The sequence below is a fragment of the Tenacibaculum finnmarkense genomovar ulcerans genome (assembly GCF_900239495.1).
GTDB classification, from domain to species: domain Bacteria; phylum Bacteroidota; class Bacteroidia; order Flavobacteriales; family Flavobacteriaceae; genus Polaribacter; species Polaribacter ulcerans.
This window is the reverse complement of the sequence record NZ_OENE01000007.1, coordinates 74,907-95,588: the sequence shown is the minus strand read 5'-3', so window position 1 is coordinate 95,588 and position 20,682 is coordinate 74,907. Positions and strand designations below refer to the sequence as shown.

The 20,682-nt window shown below is 32.2% G+C and carries 17 protein-coding genes, 1 tRNA gene and 1 pseudogene; 10 read left to right on the top strand and 9 right to left on the bottom strand.

Going from position 1 to position 20,682, the window contains the following annotated elements; genetic code table 11:
- Positions 1–417 precede the first annotated feature (417 nt).
- The 8 genes and pseudogenes from DPIF8902391_RS02865 to DPIF8902391_RS02830 form a co-directional block, all read right to left on the bottom strand.
- Positions 418–1,740: pseudogene (locus DPIF8902391_RS02865) on the bottom strand (PSP1 domain-containing protein); the annotation flags it as partial.
- A gap of 250 nt (positions 1,741–1,990) precedes the next feature.
- Positions 1,991–2,557 (bottom strand): hypothetical protein, encoded by a 567-nt coding sequence (locus tag DPIF8902391_RS02860; RefSeq protein WP_172504988.1) that lies wholly within the window; start codon positions 2,555–2,557, stop codon positions 1,991–1,993.
- Positions 2,558–2,736: 179 nt separating this feature from the next.
- On the bottom strand, positions 2,737–4,428 hold the full coding sequence (locus DPIF8902391_RS02855) for a glutamine--tRNA ligase/YqeY domain fusion protein (protein ID WP_172504987.1): 1,692 nt from the start codon (positions 4,426–4,428) through the stop codon (positions 2,737–2,739).
- A gap of 314 nt (positions 4,429–4,742) precedes the next feature.
- The gene (locus tag DPIF8902391_RS02850; protein ID WP_144430081.1) at positions 4,743–5,366 is read right to left on the bottom strand and encodes a DUF6973 domain-containing protein; all 624 of its coding nucleotides are present in this window, start codon (positions 5,364–5,366) and stop codon (positions 4,743–4,745) included.
- Between the two features lie 141 nt (positions 5,367–5,507).
- Positions 5,508–6,800 (bottom strand): aminopeptidase P family protein, encoded by a 1,293-nt coding sequence (locus tag DPIF8902391_RS02845; RefSeq protein WP_058886152.1) that lies wholly within the window; start codon positions 6,798–6,800, stop codon positions 5,508–5,510.
- A 334-nt stretch (positions 6,801–7,134) separates the two neighbouring features.
- Complete coding sequence (locus DPIF8902391_RS02840; RefSeq protein WP_058886153.1) at positions 7,135–8,478, bottom strand: DEAD/DEAH box helicase; 1,344 nt, start codon at positions 8,476–8,478, stop codon at positions 7,135–7,137.
- Between the two features lie 122 nt (positions 8,479–8,600).
- Positions 8,601–9,566, bottom strand: coding sequence for a succinylglutamate desuccinylase/aspartoacylase family protein (locus tag DPIF8902391_RS02835; RefSeq protein WP_058886154.1), 966 nt, complete (start codon positions 9,564–9,566; stop codon positions 8,601–8,603).
- Positions 9,547–10,434, bottom strand: a complete 888-nt coding sequence (locus tag DPIF8902391_RS02830; RefSeq protein ID WP_058886155.1) for a RimK family alpha-L-glutamate ligase — start codon at positions 10,432–10,434, stop codon at positions 9,547–9,549. Before DPIF8902391_RS02830 ends, DPIF8902391_RS02835 begins: the two co-directional genes overlap by 20 nt.
- A gap of 151 nt (positions 10,435–10,585) precedes the next feature.
- Between DPIF8902391_RS02830 and folB the strand changes: the two genes are divergently transcribed.
- The 7 genes from folB to DPIF8902391_RS02795 all read left to right on the top strand — a co-directional run bounded on the left by folB (position 10,586) and on the right by DPIF8902391_RS02795 (position 17,218).
- The gene (gene folB, locus DPIF8902391_RS02825; RefSeq protein ID WP_058886156.1) at positions 10,586–10,948 is read left to right on the top strand and encodes a dihydroneopterin aldolase; all 363 of its coding nucleotides are present in this window, start codon (positions 10,586–10,588) and stop codon (positions 10,946–10,948) included.
- A 115-nt stretch (positions 10,949–11,063) separates the two neighbouring features.
- A tRNA-Cys gene (locus DPIF8902391_RS02820) sits at positions 11,064–11,137 on the top strand.
- A gap of 147 nt (positions 11,138–11,284) precedes the next feature.
- Positions 11,285–12,256 (top strand): hypothetical protein, encoded by a 972-nt coding sequence (locus tag DPIF8902391_RS02815; protein WP_172504986.1) that lies wholly within the window; start codon positions 11,285–11,287, stop codon positions 12,254–12,256.
- Positions 12,257–12,355: 99 nt separating this feature from the next.
- The gene (locus DPIF8902391_RS02810) at positions 12,356–13,210 is read left to right on the top strand and encodes an MBL fold metallo-hydrolase (RefSeq protein WP_058886158.1); all 855 of its coding nucleotides are present in this window, start codon (positions 12,356–12,358) and stop codon (positions 13,208–13,210) included.
- Positions 13,211–13,220: 10 nt separating this feature from the next.
- Positions 13,221–14,861: a S8 family serine peptidase gene (locus DPIF8902391_RS02805; RefSeq protein WP_058886159.1), complete on the top strand. Its 1,641-nt coding sequence runs from the start codon at positions 13,221–13,223 to the stop codon at positions 14,859–14,861.
- Between the two features lie 76 nt (positions 14,862–14,937).
- A complete protein-coding gene (locus tag DPIF8902391_RS02800; RefSeq protein WP_058886160.1) occupies positions 14,938–15,342 on the top strand; it encodes a hypothetical protein in 405 nt (134 codons plus the stop codon).
- Position 15,343: 1 nt separating this feature from the next.
- Positions 15,344–17,218: a M1 family metallopeptidase gene (locus DPIF8902391_RS02795; RefSeq protein ID WP_058886161.1), complete on the top strand. Its 1,875-nt coding sequence runs from the start codon at positions 15,344–15,346 to the stop codon at positions 17,216–17,218.
- Positions 17,219–17,320: 102 nt separating this feature from the next.
- On the opposite strand, the gene DPIF8902391_RS02790 is transcribed toward DPIF8902391_RS02795, so the two are convergent.
- A complete protein-coding gene (locus DPIF8902391_RS02790; protein WP_058886162.1) occupies positions 17,321–17,917 on the bottom strand; it encodes a DUF3109 family protein in 597 nt (198 codons plus the stop codon).
- A 110-nt stretch (positions 17,918–18,027) separates the two neighbouring features.
- Here DPIF8902391_RS02790 and DPIF8902391_RS02785 point away from each other — a divergent pair, with 110 nt between their 5' ends.
- From DPIF8902391_RS02785 to DPIF8902391_RS02775, 3 genes are read left to right on the top strand one after another with little or no spacing between them, the layout of a single operon-like run.
- A complete protein-coding gene (locus DPIF8902391_RS02785) occupies positions 18,028–18,612 on the top strand; it encodes a MarC family protein (protein WP_058886163.1) in 585 nt (194 codons plus the stop codon).
- Positions 18,613–19,221 carry a BaiN/RdsA family NAD(P)/FAD-dependent oxidoreductase gene (locus DPIF8902391_RS02780; protein WP_058886164.1) on the top strand — a complete coding sequence of 203 codons (609 nt, stop codon included), beginning with the start codon at positions 18,613–18,615 and terminating at the stop codon, positions 19,219–19,221.
- Positions 19,222–19,245: 24 nt separating this feature from the next.
- Positions 19,246–20,625, top strand: coding sequence for an endonuclease (locus DPIF8902391_RS02775; protein ID WP_172504985.1), 1,380 nt, complete (start codon positions 19,246–19,248; stop codon positions 20,623–20,625).
- Positions 20,626–20,682 lie beyond the last annotated feature (57 nt).

The window sequence follows — 20,682 nt, the reverse complement described above, 5'->3', positions numbered from 1 at the left end:
ATTCTTTTTTACCACTCTTTTATTTGCTGGTCTTCTTTGAGGACGCCTTTTTGGTTGTCCTTCTGTTTGCTGATTTTCCGCAGACAAATCACCTTCTCTTTTATTTACAGGTCTTCTTTGAGGGCGTCTTTTTGGTTGTCCTTCTGTTTGCTGGTTTTCCGCAGATAAATCACCTTCTCTTTTATTTACAGGTCTTCTTTGAGGGCGTCTTTTTGGCTGTCCTTCTGTTTGCTGATTTTCCGCAGATAAATCACCTTCTCTTTTATTTACAGGTCTTCTTTGAGGGCGTCTTTTTGGCTGTCCCTCTGTTTGCTGATTTTCCGCAGATAAATCACCTTCTCTTTTATTTACAGGTCTTCTTTGAGGGCGTCTTTTTGGCTGTCCTTCTGTTTGCTGATTTTTAACAGGTAAATTACCTTCTCTTTTATTAGCAGCAGCTCTTGGAGTTCTTTGAGGGCGTTTATTTGGTGGTCCTTCTGCTTGCTTATTTTTAACAGGTAAATTACCTTCTCTTTTATTAGCAGCAGCTCTTGGAGTTCTTTGAGGGCGTTTATTTGGTGGTGTTTTAGCCGTTAAACTCCCTTCTTTTTTTACCACTGGTTTTCTTGATTTTACCCTAGCATTATTTCGTGATTTCTTAGGAGCGTCAAAACGAGTTAAACTATCTTGCCCAACTACATTTTCAAAATCAACAATTGGCTGTACAGTAATTTCTAACTCATACTCATCTAACGGTAAAGCGAGTTCATTATTTTCATTCAATGCAATAATTTCATGAACCTGTTCTAATGACAATCTAAACCACTTAAAACTTTCTTCTTTATACGTGTACCAAACTATTTTTTTGAAGATATCCATTTTTACAAAAACAGCATCCCCTTTTTCGGTTTTTAGTATTTTATCTTGCTTAGGAAAACTTTGTAAAGCGTCTAAATAAGTATCTAATTCAAAGTTTAAACAACACTTTAATTTACCACATTGCCCAGCTAATTTTAACGGGTTTAATGACAATTGCTGATACCTTGCCGCTGCGGTATTTACCTTTCTAAAATCGGTTAACCAAGTAGAACAACATAATTCTCTACCACAAGAACCAACACCTCCTAAACGAGCTGCTTCTTGACGCATACCCACTTGTTTCATTTCTACACGGATAGAAAAAGTACCTGCTAAATCTCTAATTAACTGACGGAAATCTACTCGTTCATCGGCAGTATAATAAAACGTTGCTTTGGTACCGTCTCCTTGATATTCTACATCAGAAAGTTTCATTTTTAGTGCTAAGCGACTAATAATTTCCCGTCCTTTTCGTTGCGTTTCTTGCTCTCTATCTCTGGCTGTTTGCCAAATATCAATATCTTTTTGTGATGCTTTTCTATATATTTTTCTTACCTCTTCACTCTCTTGACTAACTTTTCGTTTTTTCATTTGAACTTTTACAAGTTCTCCTGCCAACGCTACAATACCAATATCATGCCCCGATGATCCTTCAACGGCAACAACATCACCCATAGAAAGGGTTAATTTTTCGGTGTTTTTAAAAAAATGTTTACGTCCGTTTTTAAATCGAACTTCAAAAATATTAAAAGGAGCTTCACCGGTAGGTAAAGTCATATTCGATAACCAGTCAAAAACGGCAAGTTTATTACCACTTCCACAGGTACCACTGGCGCAATTTCCATTACTTTTACAACCACCTGGAACCCCATCTTTGCTAGTTGAACAACTGTTACAACTCATAAAATTATATAGTTTATAAGTATTTTTTAAATCTGAAATACTCAGTATCAAAAAACACTTTTTTATTATTGATTTTCAGTCAGATAATTTTTTAAGTTTCTAACTTTTCTTAATCAGTAAAGATACATATTCTATCGAAAATGGAAAATGGATTTTTAGCATAAAAAAACACCTATAATTAACCACAAGTCAATCATAGGTGTTTTTAAATTTTATTTGGTTTAAGAACTAAAAATAATAGTTTATCAAATTAAAAACGGTATCCGAATGAAACGCCTCCTCTACCAGAAAATTCAGGCGAATGATTGTCAAACCCCAAGTATCTTCCTCCTCCTAAAGAAGCTTCTACACTAAAACCATTTTTATTTACCCATTTCCAACCCAATCCCATTCCAAAAGAGACATCAAAAAAATCATGATAATATTCTTGGTTTGGTGATGAGTAATTATCATAAACAGGCTCATAATAATCTTCTGGATTTTCTCCTGAAGCAAACTTTGCATACACTTCTGCAAAAAAACCTCTTGCTCCATAATCCTGTTTATTAAAAAAATACATTCTAAAAAAAGGTGTTACGGCAAATTTTTCATTATAAAGATCATCATCTTGAAAATTTAATAACAAAGAAACTCCATACCCCATGTTTTGATTATCTACACGCTCATAACTAACGTCAAGTGCTCTCATAAAAGCCAAATCGAAAGCATCTATTTTAAATTCATTTTTAGCTGGTGCAATTTTTTCTTTTTTTTCTTGCATTTGTGCAAAAGCAGTAAACGATACAGTTAATAAAAACAGGTATATAATTTTTTTCATTTTAATTTAATTTAAACAAATATAGGCAAATATTATTTTCTTATCAAAAACAAGATAAAACATTATGAATCATAAATTTATAAAACACAAAAGCCACTATTTTCATGTAAAAATAGTGACTTTTATAAAATTGATTTTAAGCTTTTATTCACATAAAAACAATACTATTTTAAAACATTTTATTTATTAGCTTTTGCCCAATTATCTCTTAATCCAACTGTTTTATTGAATACTAAATTCTCTGAAGTTGAATCATCATCAACATTAAAATATCCTAAACGTTGAAATTGAAATTGCTCTCCAATTTTAGCAGTTTGTAAACTTGGTTCTACAAAAGCAGTAATTTTTTCTAATGAATTAGGATTTACAAATTCCATAAAATCTTTGTCTTTATGAGCATCTGGAGCTTCATCAGAAAATAATCTATCGTACACTCTAACCTCAGCTTTTACGGCGTGTTTTACAGAAACCCAATGTAAAGTACCTTTTACTTTACGCTTACTTTCTTCAGTATTACTACCCGATTTTGTTAATGGGTCATAGGTACAGTGAATTACGGTAATTTTGCCATTTTCATCTTTTTCACAACTTGTTGCAGTTATAAAATAAGCATTTTTTAAACGAACTTCTTTTCCTAATTTTAATCGGAAGAATTTTTTATTAGCTTCTTCTCTAAAATCTTCTCTTTCGATGTAAATTTCCCTTGAAAAAGGAACTATTCTTGTACCAGAATTTTCATCCTCAGGATTATTTTCTGCAATAAGAATTTCTTCTCTATCTTCAGGATAATTATCAATAATTACTTTTACAGGATCTAAAACTCCCATAACTCTATTGGCAGTTTTATTTAAATCTTCACGAATTTTAAACTCTAATAAAGAAACATCAATGACATTTTCTCTTTTAGAAACTCCCACAGTTTCAATAAAATTACGGATTGAAGCAGGTGTATATCCACGTCTTCTTAATCCAGAAATTGTTGGCATTCTTGGGTCATCCCATCCGTTTACGATGCCATTTTCTACCAATGTTAATAACTTACGCTTACTCATAATAGTGTAGCTTAAGTTTAAACGAGAAAACTCACGTTGTTTTGGTGCATTTGGAAATTCTGATTTACTGTATTCATACACATTGTCACGAAACCAGTTATATAATTCTCTATGAGGTTTAAATTCTAAAGAACATAATGAGTGCGATATTTGCTCTAAATAATCACTTTCTCCGTGTGTCCAATCGTACATTGGATAAATAACCCAATCATTACCTGTACGGTGATGTGCTTTCTTTAAAATACGATACATTAACGGATCACGCAATAACATATTTGGCGATTCCATATCAATTTTTGCACGTAAAACATGTGTTCCTTCTTCAAACTCACCAGCTTTCATTCTGCTGAATAAATCTAAATTTTCATCTGCAGTTCTACTTCTATAAGGACTATTCGTTCCTACTTGAGTTGGCGTTCCTTTTTGAGTACGCATTTCTTCAGAAGATTGACTATCAACATACGCTTTTCCGTCTTTTATCAATAAAACAGCCCAGTCGTATAATTGTTGAAAATAATCAGATGAATATAATTCGTTTTCCCATTGATACCCTAACCAAGTAACATCTTTTTTAATAGCATCTACATATTCTTGCTCTTCTTTAGCAGGGTTTGTATCGTCAAAACGCAAGTTTACAGGAGCATTGTATTTTTGCCCTAAACCGAAACTAATTCCGATAGCCTTTGTATGTCCGATATGTAAATATCCATTAGGTTCTGGAGGAAAACGAAAACGTAAGTTTTCTTTTGGCATTCCGTTTGCCAAATCCTCTTCAATAATTTGTTCTAAAAAATTAAGTGATTTCTTTTCTTCTGACATCTTCTGTTGAAATTGAAGTACAAAATTACGCAAAAATTGTGGAAGGGATTTCTATATAAAAAAAAAGCCTATCATTTAATTTAAATATTTTTATCCACCTGTAAAAATCACTTTTAAAACAGCTCGTTTAACAGTTCACTTTATAAAAAAGGCATGAAAAAAACTCGCAACACACAAGTCTACGAGTTCAGTATTTAACACACGGGGGGATATGTTTTAAAAACAACAACACTGCAAATATAAAACTGTTTTTAGCCTTAAAACGTAAGTATATGTTAACAAATTATATTGTTTGTGTTACTTGTTTTTAAACCCTATTTTATATGATTCGAATTTACCAAACACTTATTATTTTCCCACTTTCCTTTTAATGATTTTTCAGAAATAGGGGTATTATTACAGGTTAAAAAATTTCCGTTGGCATCTTTTTTAATAATTTTTAATCTCCCTGCTTTAACCGCGTTTATCACTTTATAAATTAATGCTTTCTTAGGTGTTATAACGCCTTTTTTAGTAAGCGATAATCCAATATTATTGTTAAATAAATCCATCGTTGTTGCTATTTTATCAGGAATAACACCGTCTTCTAGTTTTCGTTTTTTATAAGTTTGATAATTTTCTCTTTCGTGTGCTTTTCCTAAAGAACGAGCGGCATTTTTTCCTATTTCTTGACGCAAACTAGCCATCCAAAAGGCATGACGAAAGGCATCAACTTGCCCGCCTGCACCATCGCCATCTAATACTGGCGATTTTTTAATAGAATCGGCAACTCTATACGCTTTTTTAGAAATCTGTTGTGCTTTTTTAGCTTTAAATGGATGAAAAATAATCCATATTTTTTTTGCAGAAGATAATTTTTTAAATTTTTTCCAGTTAGATTGTGAAAAAGACAAGCAACTGGTAAATAGTAAAATAAGTAGTACATTTTTTTTAATCATAACATTTTATTTTTAGCAATAATTTTATTTTTTTTAGTTTTCAAGCAAAAAAACAAGGGGTTTTAGCCCCTTGTAATTCTTGTACAATTTTCTTGTTAATTTTTAAGCTTTATTTTCAGAATAGTCTTTTAAATAAAATTATTATTTATTCATAATACTTTCAATTTCATCAGCATCAATAGGAATGTTACGCATTAAATTAAACGGCGCACCATTTTGTTGAATTACCACATCGTCTTCTAAACGAATACCAAAACCTTCTTCAGGAATATAAATTCCAGGCTCAACGGTAAACACCATATTTGCTTGCATTGGCTGATGTAACAATCCGTAATCGTGGGTATCTAAGCCCATGTGGTGCGAAGTTCCGTGCATAAAATATTTTTTATATGCAGGCCAGTTTGGGTCTTCATTTTGAACATCAGCCTTGTCGATTAATTTTAAATCTAACAATTCTGAAGTCATTATTTTACCCACTTCTTTATGATAATCAGCCCAAATAGTTCCAGGAACTAATAATTTAGTAGCTTCATCTTTTACATGGTTTACCGCATTATACACTGCTTTTTGACGCTCTGAAAAACGACCAGAAACAGGCACGGTTCTAGTCATATCGGAAGCGTAATTGGCATATTGTGCACCAACATCCATCAAAATTAAATCGCCCGCTTTACATTGTTGATTATTTTCAATATAATGCAATACGTTCGCATTATTTCCTGAAGCTATAATTGGTGTGTAGGCAAATCTTTTAGAACGGTTTCTGATAAATTCATGAATATATTCAGCTTCAATTTCATATTCCCAAACCCCAGGTTTGATAAAATCTAAGACACGTCTGAATCCTTTTTCGGTAATATCGCAGGCTTTTTGAATTAAAGCTAATTCAATAGGATTTTTTAAAGAGCGTAAATGTTGTAAAATAGGATTACTTTTAGCTATAGAATGTGCAGGATATTTTGCTAATAACCATTTTGTAAAACGCGCTTCACGAGTTTCTGTTTCTACCGATGCACGGTAATGTTCGTTGGTGTTTATATACACGTTTTCGGCAAGTGCCATCATTTCGGCAAGTACTTTTTCTAAATCTTGTAACCAATAAACGCTTTTGATTCCGCTTGTTACTAGGGCTTTTTCTTTGGTTAATTTTGCACCTTCCCAAACAGCAATATGTTCATTTGTTTCACGTAAAAATAATACTTCACGTAAATGTTCTTTTGGGCAATTAGGAAATAAAAGTAAAACACTTTCTTCTTGGTCAACACCACTTAAAAAGAAAATATCACGATGTTGTTCAAAAGGAAGCGCACTATCGGCACTTACTGGATATACATCGTTTGAATTAAAAACAGCAATACTATTTGGCTTCATTTTTGCCATAAAATTTTTGCGGTTTTCTATAAATAAGCTACTGTCTATTGGGTCGTATTTCATAATGCTAACAATTAAAATTCTTGTTCAAAAGTAGCTAAAAGATAGGATTAAAGTTATTGTAGTATGGTGTTTTTTTATGATTTTTAACTTTTTTTAACAAGCTGTAAGTTGTTTTGTTCTATTGCTTGAAAATAGTTAAAATTCCTAGCCCCGATTGAAGCTTTGTTTGAGCTCTTTTTTGTTTTTTTCAAACAAAAAAAGCGAGTGCGGAAAGCGGGAAATAGCTTCTAATAATTTTAATAAAAAATGTTGTAAGTGATATAAAAATAGAAAACCTCCAAAATTTGAAAATCAAACTTTGGAGGTTTTAGTATTCTATAAGAATTTAAAAAAATTATCTTCTTGTATTTCTTCTTGATGAACTTTCAGAATTACTAGAAGAACCACCTCTAGAAGAACTTCCTGAGTTGTTGCTTCTTGAATTATTACTAGGACGCTGTCTTTTTGGTTTTGCAGTACTACCACCTCTATGACTAGCGCCTACGCCTTTTTTCTTGGCTGTAGAACCCTTCTTTTGTGTTGAAGCTCTTTTAGGACCAGCGGTATCTCTAGGTTCGTATCCTGCGATAATTTCAGTCTTTAATTTTTGCTTTAATATTTTTTCAATTTCCTTTTGATACTCCGTTTCTTCACTACAAACTAATGAAAGCGCTTCACCTTTTGCACCCGCTCTACCTGTTCTACCAATTCTGTGTACGTAATCTTCTGGTACATTTGGTAATTCGAAGTTGATAACGTGTGGCAATAAAGGAATATCAATTCCACGAGCTGCAATATCAGTAGCAACTAATACTCGGTTGGTATTATTCTTGAAATTTGCCAATGCTTTTGTACGAGCTCCTTGACTTTTATTTCCATGAATTGCCGCAGCAGAAATTCCTGATTTTATTAACTTTTCAGTTAATTTATTAGCACCATGTTTAGTTCTAGTAAAGATTAAAACCTGACTCCAATTACCATCTTTAATTAAGTTGATAACTACTTCGGTTTTTTTACCTTTATCTACCGCATATACTTTTTGGGCAACTTTCTCTGCCGTTGAATTTTCAGGTTCCGCTTCTACTGAAACAGGATTTCTTAAAATTCCTGAAGCTAATCTTTTAATTTCTGTTGAAAATGTTGCAGAAAACATCAAGTTTTGACGTTTTGCAGGCATAAAACTAATGATTTTGTTAATATCTCTAACAAAACCCATGTCTAACATTCTATCAGCTTCATCTAAAATAAGTACATCTATTCTGTTAAATGATACTGCTTTTTGATCGTGTAAATCTAACAATCTACCAGGAGTGGCAACTAAAATATCGACTCCTTGACGTAATGTTTTTATTTGACTGGCAGCTTTTACACCTCCAAAAACTACGGCAGATCTGATATCTAAATACTTACTATATTCTCTTACATTGTCATGAACCTGGGCAGCAAGTTCTCTTGTTGGTGTAAGTACTAATGCTCTTACTGGTCGGTATTTAGGGTGTTTAGAATCTGCTAAACGTTGTAAAACTGGTAATGTAAAACCTGCTGTTTTTCCTGTTCCTGTTTGTGCTGAAGCTAATACATCTTTCCCTTCTAAAATAGGTGGTATTGCTTTTGCTTGAATTGGTGATGGGGTATCGTATCCTTTTTCGTCGATGGCTTTTAATAAAGCATCGGATAATCCTAAAGATTTAAATGTCATATATATTATTTCAGAAATACTCTAAAATAAGCACTTCTATGAAGAGGCAAAGATACTGCTATTTATTTATAGGTGTGTTTTTAATATTTTTAGTGCTGTTTTTGCTTCTTTTTGATAAATTATTAAGCATTTCCGAAGTGAAATAAGGCATCACCCATATTTACAATCGGGAAATTATTTTTGGCGATAATATAGCCATCCGCAGAAGCTTTTACAGCAAAATTTGTTGCTCCGTAAGTATCCATAATATGCCCTAAAACTTGTCCTTTTAAAACAAAAGCACCATTTTTTACTGTCGGATTAAATAACCCAGCAACTTTAGCACGAATCCACATTCTTTTTTTACTGATGATAACGCTTGTGTTTTTAGGAATTTCAATATTTTCAGAAATCATCTTAAAATGTTTTAACACTCGAAGCGTTCCGTTTATCCCTTCTTGAATTGCATGTTCATCTAAACGCAATGCTTCACCCCCTTCATAGACGATTACAGGAATATCATTTTTATAACATTGATTTCTAAACGATTTAGGAATCAGTTTTGAACCAAATAATAAAGGAGCATTAAATAGTTTTGCTAATTGAAAAGCATCTTCATCATCAGGGGTATATCGTATTTGCGGAAAATTACTTCTTTGCGCTCCACCAGTATGAAAATCAATGGAAAAATCGACATTTTTAGTAATTTCTTGCATTAAATAATACGCCATTCTACTCGCTAAAGAGCCTTTTTTAGATCCTGGAAAACTTCTATTTACATCTTTTCCATGCATATTTCGAGACAGACTCAAAAAGCCAAAAACATTTAATAAAGGCACTACAATAACGCAACCTCGCTGAATTTTATAGTTTTTATCAATCAGCATTCTACGAACCAATTCAACACTATTTACCTCATCGCCATGCAAACCACCTTGCAATAAAATAGTAGGTCCTGCTTGTGATCCATTAAAAACATATACGGGAATTTCGATAAGCGTACCCGTTGGCAGTCTATCAATAGGAATTTTAATAAGTTCTGATTTTCCGAGTCCAATTTTATGCCCTCGAATTTCTACAACGTCATTTTTAAAGTTTTGTGTAAACATCGTCTTCTAAAAATTTAATAATCATTTTGGCAATATTCTGATTTGTATAATTTTCGATTCCTTGCAAGCCAGGGGCGGTATTTACTTCAATTAATAAAGCACCTCTTTTAGAACGAATTAAATCAACTCCTGCAACAGGTAAGTTTAAATATTGGCTTGCTTTTATGGCTATTTCTTTTTCTTCTTCGGATAAAGAAATTTTAAATCCGCTTCCTCCTTGATGAATATTAGAACGGAAATCACCTGCAGCGCCTTTTCTTTTCATTGCTGAAACAACCTTATTATTAACCACAAAAGCACGGATATCTTCACTATTACTCTCGGCGATAAATTCTTGTAACAAAATATTGGCATTAGTAGCGTACATCGTATCAATAATTGATTTTGCTGATTGATTACTTTCTGCCAAAATAACGCCTGAACCGTGTGTACCTTCTTGTAATTTGATAATAATGGGTGCGCCGCCTAACAAATTAATTTGTTCATCAATAGTATCGGGGTTTACAGAAAATATAGTATTGGGAATCGCAATATTATTCTGATTCATAATTTGCAAAGTACGCACCTTATTTTGAGCTTGTAAAATACCCATTGAAGTTGCTGTACTATAAACACCACTTAGTTCAAACTGTTTTACTATAGCAGCGCCATGACGTGTAGCAGAAGCGCCAATTCGAGGGATAATTACATCAGGAATATCAATAATATTTTCACCGTTATAGTGTATTTCGACTTTGCCATTTGCAAGTTTTACCGTACATTTTAAATGATTAATAATACGCACATTATGCCCACGACGGGTAGCTTCTTTATATATTCTTTGGGTAGAATAAATTTGATCGCTTACAGAAAGAATAAAAATTGTCATAAATACATAAATATTGATTGGTGGTTCAGTTAAAACAAATTTACTGTTTTTTTTGAGTGAAAAACAGCTATATTTTTAAGTAAAGTAAAAAACGTATTTTTGTACTAATTTTTTCAAAAAAAATACTTTAAAATATACTTAAAAAAATATTATGGGAATTATACGTGTTAACAACATTCGATTATTTACCAACCACGGATGTTTAGAAGAAGAAGCAAAAATTGGCTCAGAATACCGAGTTGATATTGAAGTAACAGCTAATTTGCAAAAATCATCAGCAACAGATAAACTTGCCGACACAGTAGATTATGTACATTTAAATCATATTGTAAAGCAAGAAATGGCAATTCGTTCAGAATTATTAGAACACGTTGCACAGCGTATTTTAAACAGAATTTTTGATGAAATACAACTTGTTGATAAAGCCGAAGTTAGCGTAGCAAAAATTAATCCGCCAATTGGAGGAAATGTAGCCGAAGTGGTTATTGTTTTAAAAGATGTTCGGACTAATTAACACAAAACATTTTTAAGATGTTGACAGAATGTTAATAACATTTTTATAAAAATTTCCATAAAAAAAGGAATATTTTAAAAAAAAAATGTAAATTTGCAGTCTTAAATATTAAAAAGGTGTCTTGGCCGAGTGGCTAGGCAATGGTTTGCAAAACCATGTACAGCGGTTCGAATCCGCTAGACACCTCCACAAAACCTTATAAATCTTTTGATTTATAAGGTTTTTTTTATTTCTTAATAATTACTTCATATAAAATCGTTGTTTCAAAAAAATAAAAAAAGTATTTTTACAAAAAATTGCCTCCCCCAGATAAAAAAATCTAAAAATCAAAAGTTTATGAAAAAAATGTCTTTGCTGTGGATGGTTTTATTAACAATCTCACACACCTTTGTTTCTTGTAAATCAGAAGAAAAAAAAGAAGAAGTAAAACTAACTAGTAAAATTGCTGAAAAATCGGCAAAAAAAGAAAAAAGGAAAACGGCTAGTTTTAATTACAAGCCAACCAAACCAATTAACGGAACTTTAAAAGGAGTGGTAGAATTAGGTGCCTCTGGTTTTAATTCATTTATTGTTGCTATTGATAAAAACAACAATTGGGAGATGAAAAGTAAAGAATTTGGTAATAGTTTAATTGCCGAAGGAATTACCAATACCGAAGAGGTTAATAAAAAATTAAAGAAATATATACAACGAATTATAGAGTTTGGTGTAAAGCCTAGCAACATACATTTTGTAGTGAGTTCAGGAGCTAACAAACAAGATATTACCATACTAATCAAACAAGAACTTAAAAGAATAGGCTACGTTGTAAATGTAGTAACACCTGAGCAAGAAGGTCAATATGCCTTAGATGCTGTTATTCCTAAAAGGTTTGAAAAAACAGCTTATTTAGTAGATATAGGCTCAGGAAACACAAAAATATCGTATTTAGATTCCGATAAAATGATCGGTAAAGAAACCTATGGTGCTAAGTATTTTCAGCAAGGAGTCGCTGATACAATTGTATATAAAGCGGTGCATAAAGTTGCAGAAAAAATTCCTTCTAACAGAGCTTCTCAATGTTTTATAATAGGAGGTGTTCCGTATCAATTAGCAAAATCTTTACGCAAAGGAAATGAACGCTACACGGTTTTAAATAAAGACATTAATTTTTATCAAAAAGTAATTAAAAGAAGGGGTGAAAAAATAAAATCTGGTTTAAATATTTTTAAAGCCATAAATGATGTTACTAAAGTTCATTCCGTAATTTTTGACTGGGATGCAAATTTCACTATTGGTTTTTTATTAGCAACTAACGATAAAAAATAAGGTGTTTTTATAAAAAATAGCTAAAAGACGCACTAATTAGTGCGTCTTTTTTGTTTTCATTAACAAAAAGTTTCGTTAAATTTCTGCATCTTTGTAGCTATGCAAATTTTTTCAATAGAAACTGGTAATTTTAAATTAGATGGCGGCGCTATGTTTGGCGTAGTTCCTAAAACTATTTGGCAAAAAACAAACCCTGCAGACGCTAATAACTTAATTTCGTTAAGTATGCGCTGTATGCTTATTAAAGATGGCGACAGGTTAACCTTAATTGATACTGGCGTTGGAAACAAACAATCCGATAAATTCTTCGGATACTATTACCTTTTTGGCGATTTTTCATTAGATACTTCCTTAGCAAAACACGGTTTTCACAGAGATGATATTACCGATGTTTTTTTAACACATTTACATTTTGACCATTGTGGCGGAGTAATTCAATGGAATAACGATAAAACAGGCTATATGCCCGCTTTTAAAAATGCCAAAGTATGGAGTAATCAAGAGCATTGGCAATGGGCAACCATTCCTAACGCTCGTGAAAAAGCATCTTTTTTAAAAGAAAACATACAACCAATTCAACAAAACGGGCAGTTAAATTTTATTGACAAACAGCCTGAAAATTTTCAAAGCCAACTAGGTTTTGATGTTTTATTTATGGATGGGCATACCGAAAAACAAATGCTTCCTAAAATTCAATACCAAGGAAAAACAGTTGTTTTTATGGCCGATTTACTACCAACAGCAGGGCACATTCCCTTGCCTTATGTAATGGGCTACGATACCCGACCTTTGCTTAGTATAGCAGAAAAAAGAATATTTTTAAACGAAGCAGCCGATAATAATTATCACTTATTTTTAGAGCACGATGCCTATAATGAGCTAATTACGGTTAAACATACCGAAAAAGGAGTTCGTTTAAACGAGAGTTATAAATTTACAGATATATTTAATTAAGATAGAAATTATGAGAGTTTTAAGACCAATGTTTTATTCGGCAGTAGCAATTTCAATATTAACAGCCTGTTCATCGGTAAGTAAAGTTGCTGTACCTACAGGAAGCAATAATATTGTTAATATTTCAGCAAAAAAAGCAGCATTAACTGCCTATGAAAAAGACAATTGGCTACATTTAGATTTAGCAACAGACAGTATTCCAGGAATGAGTGTAAACAAAGCGTACGATTTCTTAAAAGGAAAGAAAAATGTTACTGTTGTTGTTGGAGTTGTTGATTCTGGTACCGATTTAAAACATGAAGATTTAGCTTCTGTAGCTTGGGTAAACACCAACGAAATTGCAGGAAATGGAATCGATGATGATAAAAACGGTTATATTGATGATATTAACGGATGGAACTTTTTAGGTGAATCTTATAAAGAACACTTAGAGTACGAACGTATTTTAATGAATCCATCTTTAGTAGATGCAACTACTTTAGCTGAGGTAAAAAAACAACATGCCGAAAAAATAGCTGGTGCAAAAAAATCAAAAGTTCGTTCTGCTGAATTTGTAAAAATGGCTGTTGAATCAGAAAAAGCGTTAACCAAATACTTTGGAAAATCAACCTATACAAAAAAAGAAATTGCAGCAATCAATTCTTCGGATGAAAGTTTAAACCGTGCAAAAGGTTTTTCAGTACGTATGTTAAGTTATTTTACCGACTTAAAAGAAACTAAAGAATACTTTGAAAAAGGAATAAAGAATGCCGATAAAACCATTGCTGAAGATAATTTAAAGGCTGATTACCGTAAAGTTGTAGGTGATAATCCTTACGATATTAACGACAAGCCTGGTTATGGTAATGCCAATACTGGTCATTCTGAAAAGAAAGAATCGCACGGAACACACGTTACCGGTATTATTGGAGCTGCTCGTAATAACAATATTGGAACCAATGGAGTTGCTGATAATGTAAAAATGATGGCTGTTCGTTCGGTATCAGACGGAGATGAGTATGATAAAGATGTTGCTTTAGGAATTCGTTACGCTGTTGATAACGGAGCAAAAGTTATTAACACAAGTTTTGGAAAAGATTTTTCTCCAAATAAAGAATGGGTTTACGATGCCTTAAAATACGCCGCTAAAAAAGATGTATTAATTGTAAATGCCGCAGGAAATTCAGGAAAAAACATCGATGTTGAAAGAACATATCCTAACGATGCACCTGATTTAATTAACGAAGTTTCTGATAATGTATTAACATTAGGAGCAATGAGTTCTAATTATAACAAAGAATTACCTGCAAGTTTTTCTAACTACGGTAAAAAGAATGTAGATGTTTTTGCTCCTGGAGTACAAATAAATTCAACATATCCTGACAATACTTATAAGAAAATTAGTGGAACTTCAATGGCATCGCCTGCTGCTGCTGGTGTTGCTGCATTAGTTCGTTCTTATTATCCTGAATTATCGGCTAGCCAAGTAAAACATATTTTAATGAACTCTGGAACTAAAATTGATTTATTAGTTACCAAACCAGGTTCTAAAACTAGCCAAAATCCTCAAGGAGATTTAGTTCCTTTTGCTGATTTATCAGTTTCTGGGCGTGTTGTAAACGCTTACAATGCTGTTAAAATGGCTGACAGAATGGTGAACGGAAGAAAGTAAAAAAATAATATAGAAGATAAAAAAGAGCATTGATTTTTAAAGTTTTGATGCTCTTTTTTTGTTATAAAAACAACCTATGCAGTTAGCGTTTAATAAAGAAACTCAACAAATAAGCATTAAAGATGACGTTCCTACACATTCATGGCTAATTATTGTATTAATGCTAGTGAACGTACTTAATATGAGTGTTCAATTATTTTATATTTCTTTTGATAAAAATGAAATGCTCTTTATTTTTATGGCATTACTTGGCTTCGGATCGCTTGTTGCAGTGCTTTTTTATCTACTTAAAAAATCTTGGAAAAAAACGTATAAACTTACTGAAATTGAAGGATTAGAAATCAAAGAAAATTCAGGAATAGAACGTATTGCTTTAAAGTTAAAAAATGGCAAAACAAGAAGTTTTTCAAAATTGAAAAATAAAACCGAGTTAAAAAGCTTAAAAAAGACCCTAACAGCAATAGGTATTAAATCAATTTAATATGAAAAAAATAATCTTAGGACTTTCATTATTGTCGATGATTTCTTGTGCCTCTACAAGTTCAACAACAAATAATGAAGTAAAAAAATCTATTAAAAACAACATCGCTAAAACAGCAAATACGCCTGTAAGTCAAAATTATTGGCAACAACATGTTGCTTATAATATGGATATTGATATGGATGTAAAAACCTTTCAATATAAAGGAATTCAGCAATTAGTGTACACTAATAATTCACCCGATAAATTAAATAAGGTGTTTTATCATTTGTATTTTAATGCGTTTCAGCCAAATTCTCAAATGGATGTGCGTTCACAAAATATTAAAGATCCTGATAAAAGAGTCGGAAATAGAATTAGTAAACTATCGCCTACAGAAATTGGATACATCAAAGTAAATTCATTAAAACAAAACGGTGCAGCTGTAAAACATCAAACTGTTGGAACTATTTTAGAGGTTACCTTAAACAAGGAAATTTTACCTGGTGAAAGCGTAACTTTTGATATGATTTTTGATGCACAAGTACCTGCTCAAATACGTCGTTCAGGAAGAAATAGCGAAGAAGGTGTGGCATTGTCAATGGCACAATGGTACCCTAAAATGGCTGAATATGATTTCGAAGGATGGCACACACCTCCGTATTTAGGACGTGAATTTCACGGTGTTTGGGGTGATTTTAATGTAACACTTCATATCGATAAAAATTATACCGTTGGAGGAACTGGATATCTTCAAAATCCGCAGGAAGTTGGGCATGGATATGAAAACAAAAAATCGGCTTTAAATATTCCATCAACTAAAAAATTAACTTGGAAATTTACTGCTCCAAATGTACACGATTTTACTTGGGCTGCCGATCCGAATTATACGCACGATATTTATACCATGAAAAATGGTATCGATTTGCATTTTTTATATAAAAATGATTTACCTAGTAATTTCAGAAAAAACTGGAAAAAATTACAGCCTAAAACAGCGGAATTAATGACGTATTTCAGCAAGCATATTGGGCAATATCCTTATAAACAATATTCAGTTATTCAAGGTGGTGACGGTGGAATGGAGTACGCAATGAGTACTTTAATTACAGGAAAACGTAAATGGGGAAGCTTATTTGGCGTTACAGCGCATGAATTAGCACATACTTGGTTTCAGTTTTTATTAGCATCTAATGAAACGAAACATTCTTGGATGGATGAAGGTTTTACAACTTATATTTCTAATAAAGCAGAAAATGTTATCTCTGGTAAAAATGATAAAAACCCACATACTGGTTCTTACAGATATTACAATTATGTAGTAAAAAATAAGTTAGAAGAATCGCTATCGACACATGCCGATCGTTTTCATACAAATATGGCGTACGGAATGGGAAGTTATTCGAAAGGAAATATTTTCTTAACGCATTTAGAATATATCATCGGAAAAGAAAATACGGCAAAAACTTTAAAGAAATATTTTACTGATTTTTCTTTTAAACACCCTGCACCAAACGATATTAAAAGAACGGCTGAAAAAGTTTCAGGAATTCATTTAGATTGGTTTTTAAACGAATGGACACAAACCACACATACGATTGATTATGGTGTAAAATCGGTAAAAGGAAAAGAAATTACCTTAGAAAGAATCGGGCAAATGCCAATGCCTATTGATGTTTTGGTTGTTTATACCGATGGATCAAAAGAATCTTTTAACATTCCTTTACGTATGATGCGTGGCGAAAAGCCAACAACAGCAACCGTTATTGAAGATTGGACTTTTGCACATCCAACCTATAGTTTTACTGCGTCTAAAATAGTAAAATCAGTAGAAATTAATCCTTCAAAATTAATGGCGGATATTAATTTAGATAATGACAGCTTTAGCGTAAAATAACCGCATAAAAGTATTTCAAAATCAATAAAAACAAAAAACGACGCTGAAATAGCGTCGTTTTTTATTAAAAAAAAAAAATTACACTCTTATTCTCTTTTTCTATTATTCTTTTACTCTTTTACGCTCTTGCTCTTTTATTCTTTTTTCGGCTACTTCTTCTAATTCGTCATACCAGTTTTGCCCAAATTTTCTAACTAAGGCTTGTTTTACAAACTTATAAACAGGTACTTGTAATTCTTTTCCTAAAGAACAAGCATCATCACAAATATCCCATTTATCATAATTTACTGCCGAAAATTCACTGTATTGCTTAATTCGAACAGGATATAAATGACAAGAAACAGGTTTTTTCCAATCGACAATTCCTTGATTATACGCTTCTTCAATAGCACATAAAGCAGTGTTTTTATCATCAAAAATAACATAGGCACAATCTGCACCGTTGATTAAAGGCGTTTCTAATTCGCCAAAATCACCAGTAATCCAAGTGCCTTGCTTTTCAATAGCCTCAATACCTTCTTTACGTAAAAAAGGTTTGATTTGAGGATAAATATCCTCTAAAATTTTTGTTTCCTCTTTTTCTAATGGCGCACCAGCATCACCATCAATACAACAAGCACCTTTACAGGCAGAAATATTACAAACAAAGTCAGTATCTATAATACTTTCTGATACTAAAGTTTTTCCTAATTGGAACATAAAAATAGTTTAAGTTGGAAGTTAACAATAACTTCACATAAAATTTAGCTGCAAAAATACTAGATTGTAACATTACTTTATATAATTTTGCGCTTGAAAAACAAAATATTATGGATTTTAACTTCAAAGAAATTTTAACAGCCTTTATGGTACTGTTTGCGGTAATTGATATTATTGGAAACATCCCTATTATTATTGACTTACGTAAAAAAGTAGGGCATATACAATCAGAAAAAGCATCTGTTATTGCTGGTTTTATAATGATTTTATTTTTATTTGTTGGTAAACAGTTATTAAGCTTAATTGGTGTTGATGTACATTCTTTTGCTGTTGCAGGCGCATTTATTTTATTTTTTATCGCCTTAGAAATGATTTTAGGAATTACTTTATATAAAGATGATGATGACGAAGAAACTTTAACAGCGACTGTTTTTCCACTTGCCTTTCCATTAATTGCAGGACCAGGAAGTTTAACAACTCTTTTATCTTTACGTGCTGAATTTCATATATCAAACATAATTATTGCTGTTTTATTAAACGTATTAGTTATCTATGTTGTATTGAAAACATCTCCAAAAATTGAAAAATTTATAGGAAATAACGGAATTAAAATTATTAGAAAGGTTTTTGGAGTAATTTTATTAGCAATTGCTGTTCGATTATTTGCCGAAAACATTAAAGTATTATTAGCATAAATGATTTTTGACGTATTAATTATTGGAGGAGGTGTTTCGGGCATGCAATGTGCCTTGGTTTTAGGATCGGCACATAAAAAAGCTTATGCTAAAGATAAAAAAATAGGAATTTTATTACACCAAAAGACATCTCATTTACAAAATGCCCTATTTAACAATGTATTAGGATTGCCTGAAGGGAAATTAGGTAAAGATATTTTAATTGAAGGAAAAACACAATTAAAAGCACAATATCCTAACGTAATTCAAATTGAAAACGAAAAGGTATTGGCTGTTTTAGATGATGAAAACGGATATAAAATTAGTACAAATAAACAAGAATACCTCAGCAAAAAAGTGGTCATCGCTTTAAATTATTCAAAACCTTTTGAAATAGCAGGTTTAGAGCAGTATGTTGAACGACATATCAGGGCAAATGTGATGAAAGATCGCATACAGCTTCGTAATTTTAATCATTTAATAAAACAAGGATTATATGTTTGTGGAACCTTAGCGGGTTGGCGCAGTCAGTTTGCAATTGCTGCTGGTAGTGGCGCTAGTGTAGCTACTGATATATTGACAGTTTGGAATAATCATACCCCCACAAAAGTACACGATAAAATTATTTAACAACAACCATTAACAACTATTAACATGATGATGAAAAGAGTATTATTATTAGGGTTTGCAACCTTATTCCTTATAAACTGTGGCGGAAACACAGAAGATATTATAAAACCAGAACCAATACCAACTGAAACTGAAACTGAAACTGAAAAAATAGTAGCAAAAGACGATGCTTTTAAAGCTATTGAAAACACCGTTATTGAATTACCAAGTTTTTTATCGAATGATGAATATTCATCTAGAGGTAGTATTACTGTTACTTTTGATGCAAAAACTACAAACAACGGAAGCATAGAAAGAGAACGTGAACTTTACACCTATACTCCTGCTAAAAACTTTTCAGGAATAGATACTTTTACCTACACTATTTGCAGTAAAGATACCCCTGATATTTGTGAAACAGCAACTGTAAGTATTAGCGTTTCTGACAAAGGAACTCCCCAGGCTGTCGATGATATTTATAATACAGGAATTAATTCAGCGCTTATAATTAGTAGTTACCTTGATAACGATGTGCTAATTGATGGTGCTAAAATTGAATCAATAAATACAGAGGCTTCAAATGCAACAGTCGTTTTAAATGCCGATGGAACAATTAGCTATACTCCTTTAGCTGATTTTTTAGGGAAAGACACCTTTACCTACACTATTTGTGATAACGACCCTACAAATTCATGTGCTACCGCAACAATTACGGTAAATGTTATAAAGGCAATTGCTTTTAATATTCCTGCGGAATTAGCGGCTTATTATAGTGGTGTTTCTTTTGTAAACGATACGCAAAGTAATTATGAAGCCCTGAAAGATTTATTAAAAAGATCGCATTCAAACATCTTAAAATATACCGACAGACATAAATATTTATACAATGCGGATGAAGATTTAAACAATACAGACAATGTAGTATTAATGTACACTGGTGAAAGTAGAGATAGAAGAGAATATACTTCTGGTTCTAACCCTCATCAAACACAAACCTACAATACAGAGCATATATATCCACAATCAAAACTTGCTTCTGCAAATCATGCGATATCAAGAACCGATTTACACCATTTAAGATCGTGTGATGACAAAGTAAACACCAGAAGATCAAACCTTCCATTTATTGACGGAAGTGGTGTTGCTAAAAAAGATAATAATGCTTGGTATCCTGGAGATCAGTGGAAAGGAGATGTTGCCAGAATGGTTTTTTACCTAAACGCTAGATATGGCGAAACTTTTGATAAAGTTGGTTCGAAAGAATTATTCTTAAAATGGAACAAAGAAGATCCTGTTTCTGATTTCGAAAAACAACGAAATAACACTATTGCAAAAGTACAAGGAAATAGAAATCCTTTTATTGACAATCCATATTTAGTTACCCTAACTTGGGGTGGAGCTAGTGCTAGCAATACTTGGAAATAAGTATCTACAAATATTAAAAAAGCCTATTGATTTTAAAATCAATAGGCTTTTTTTTGG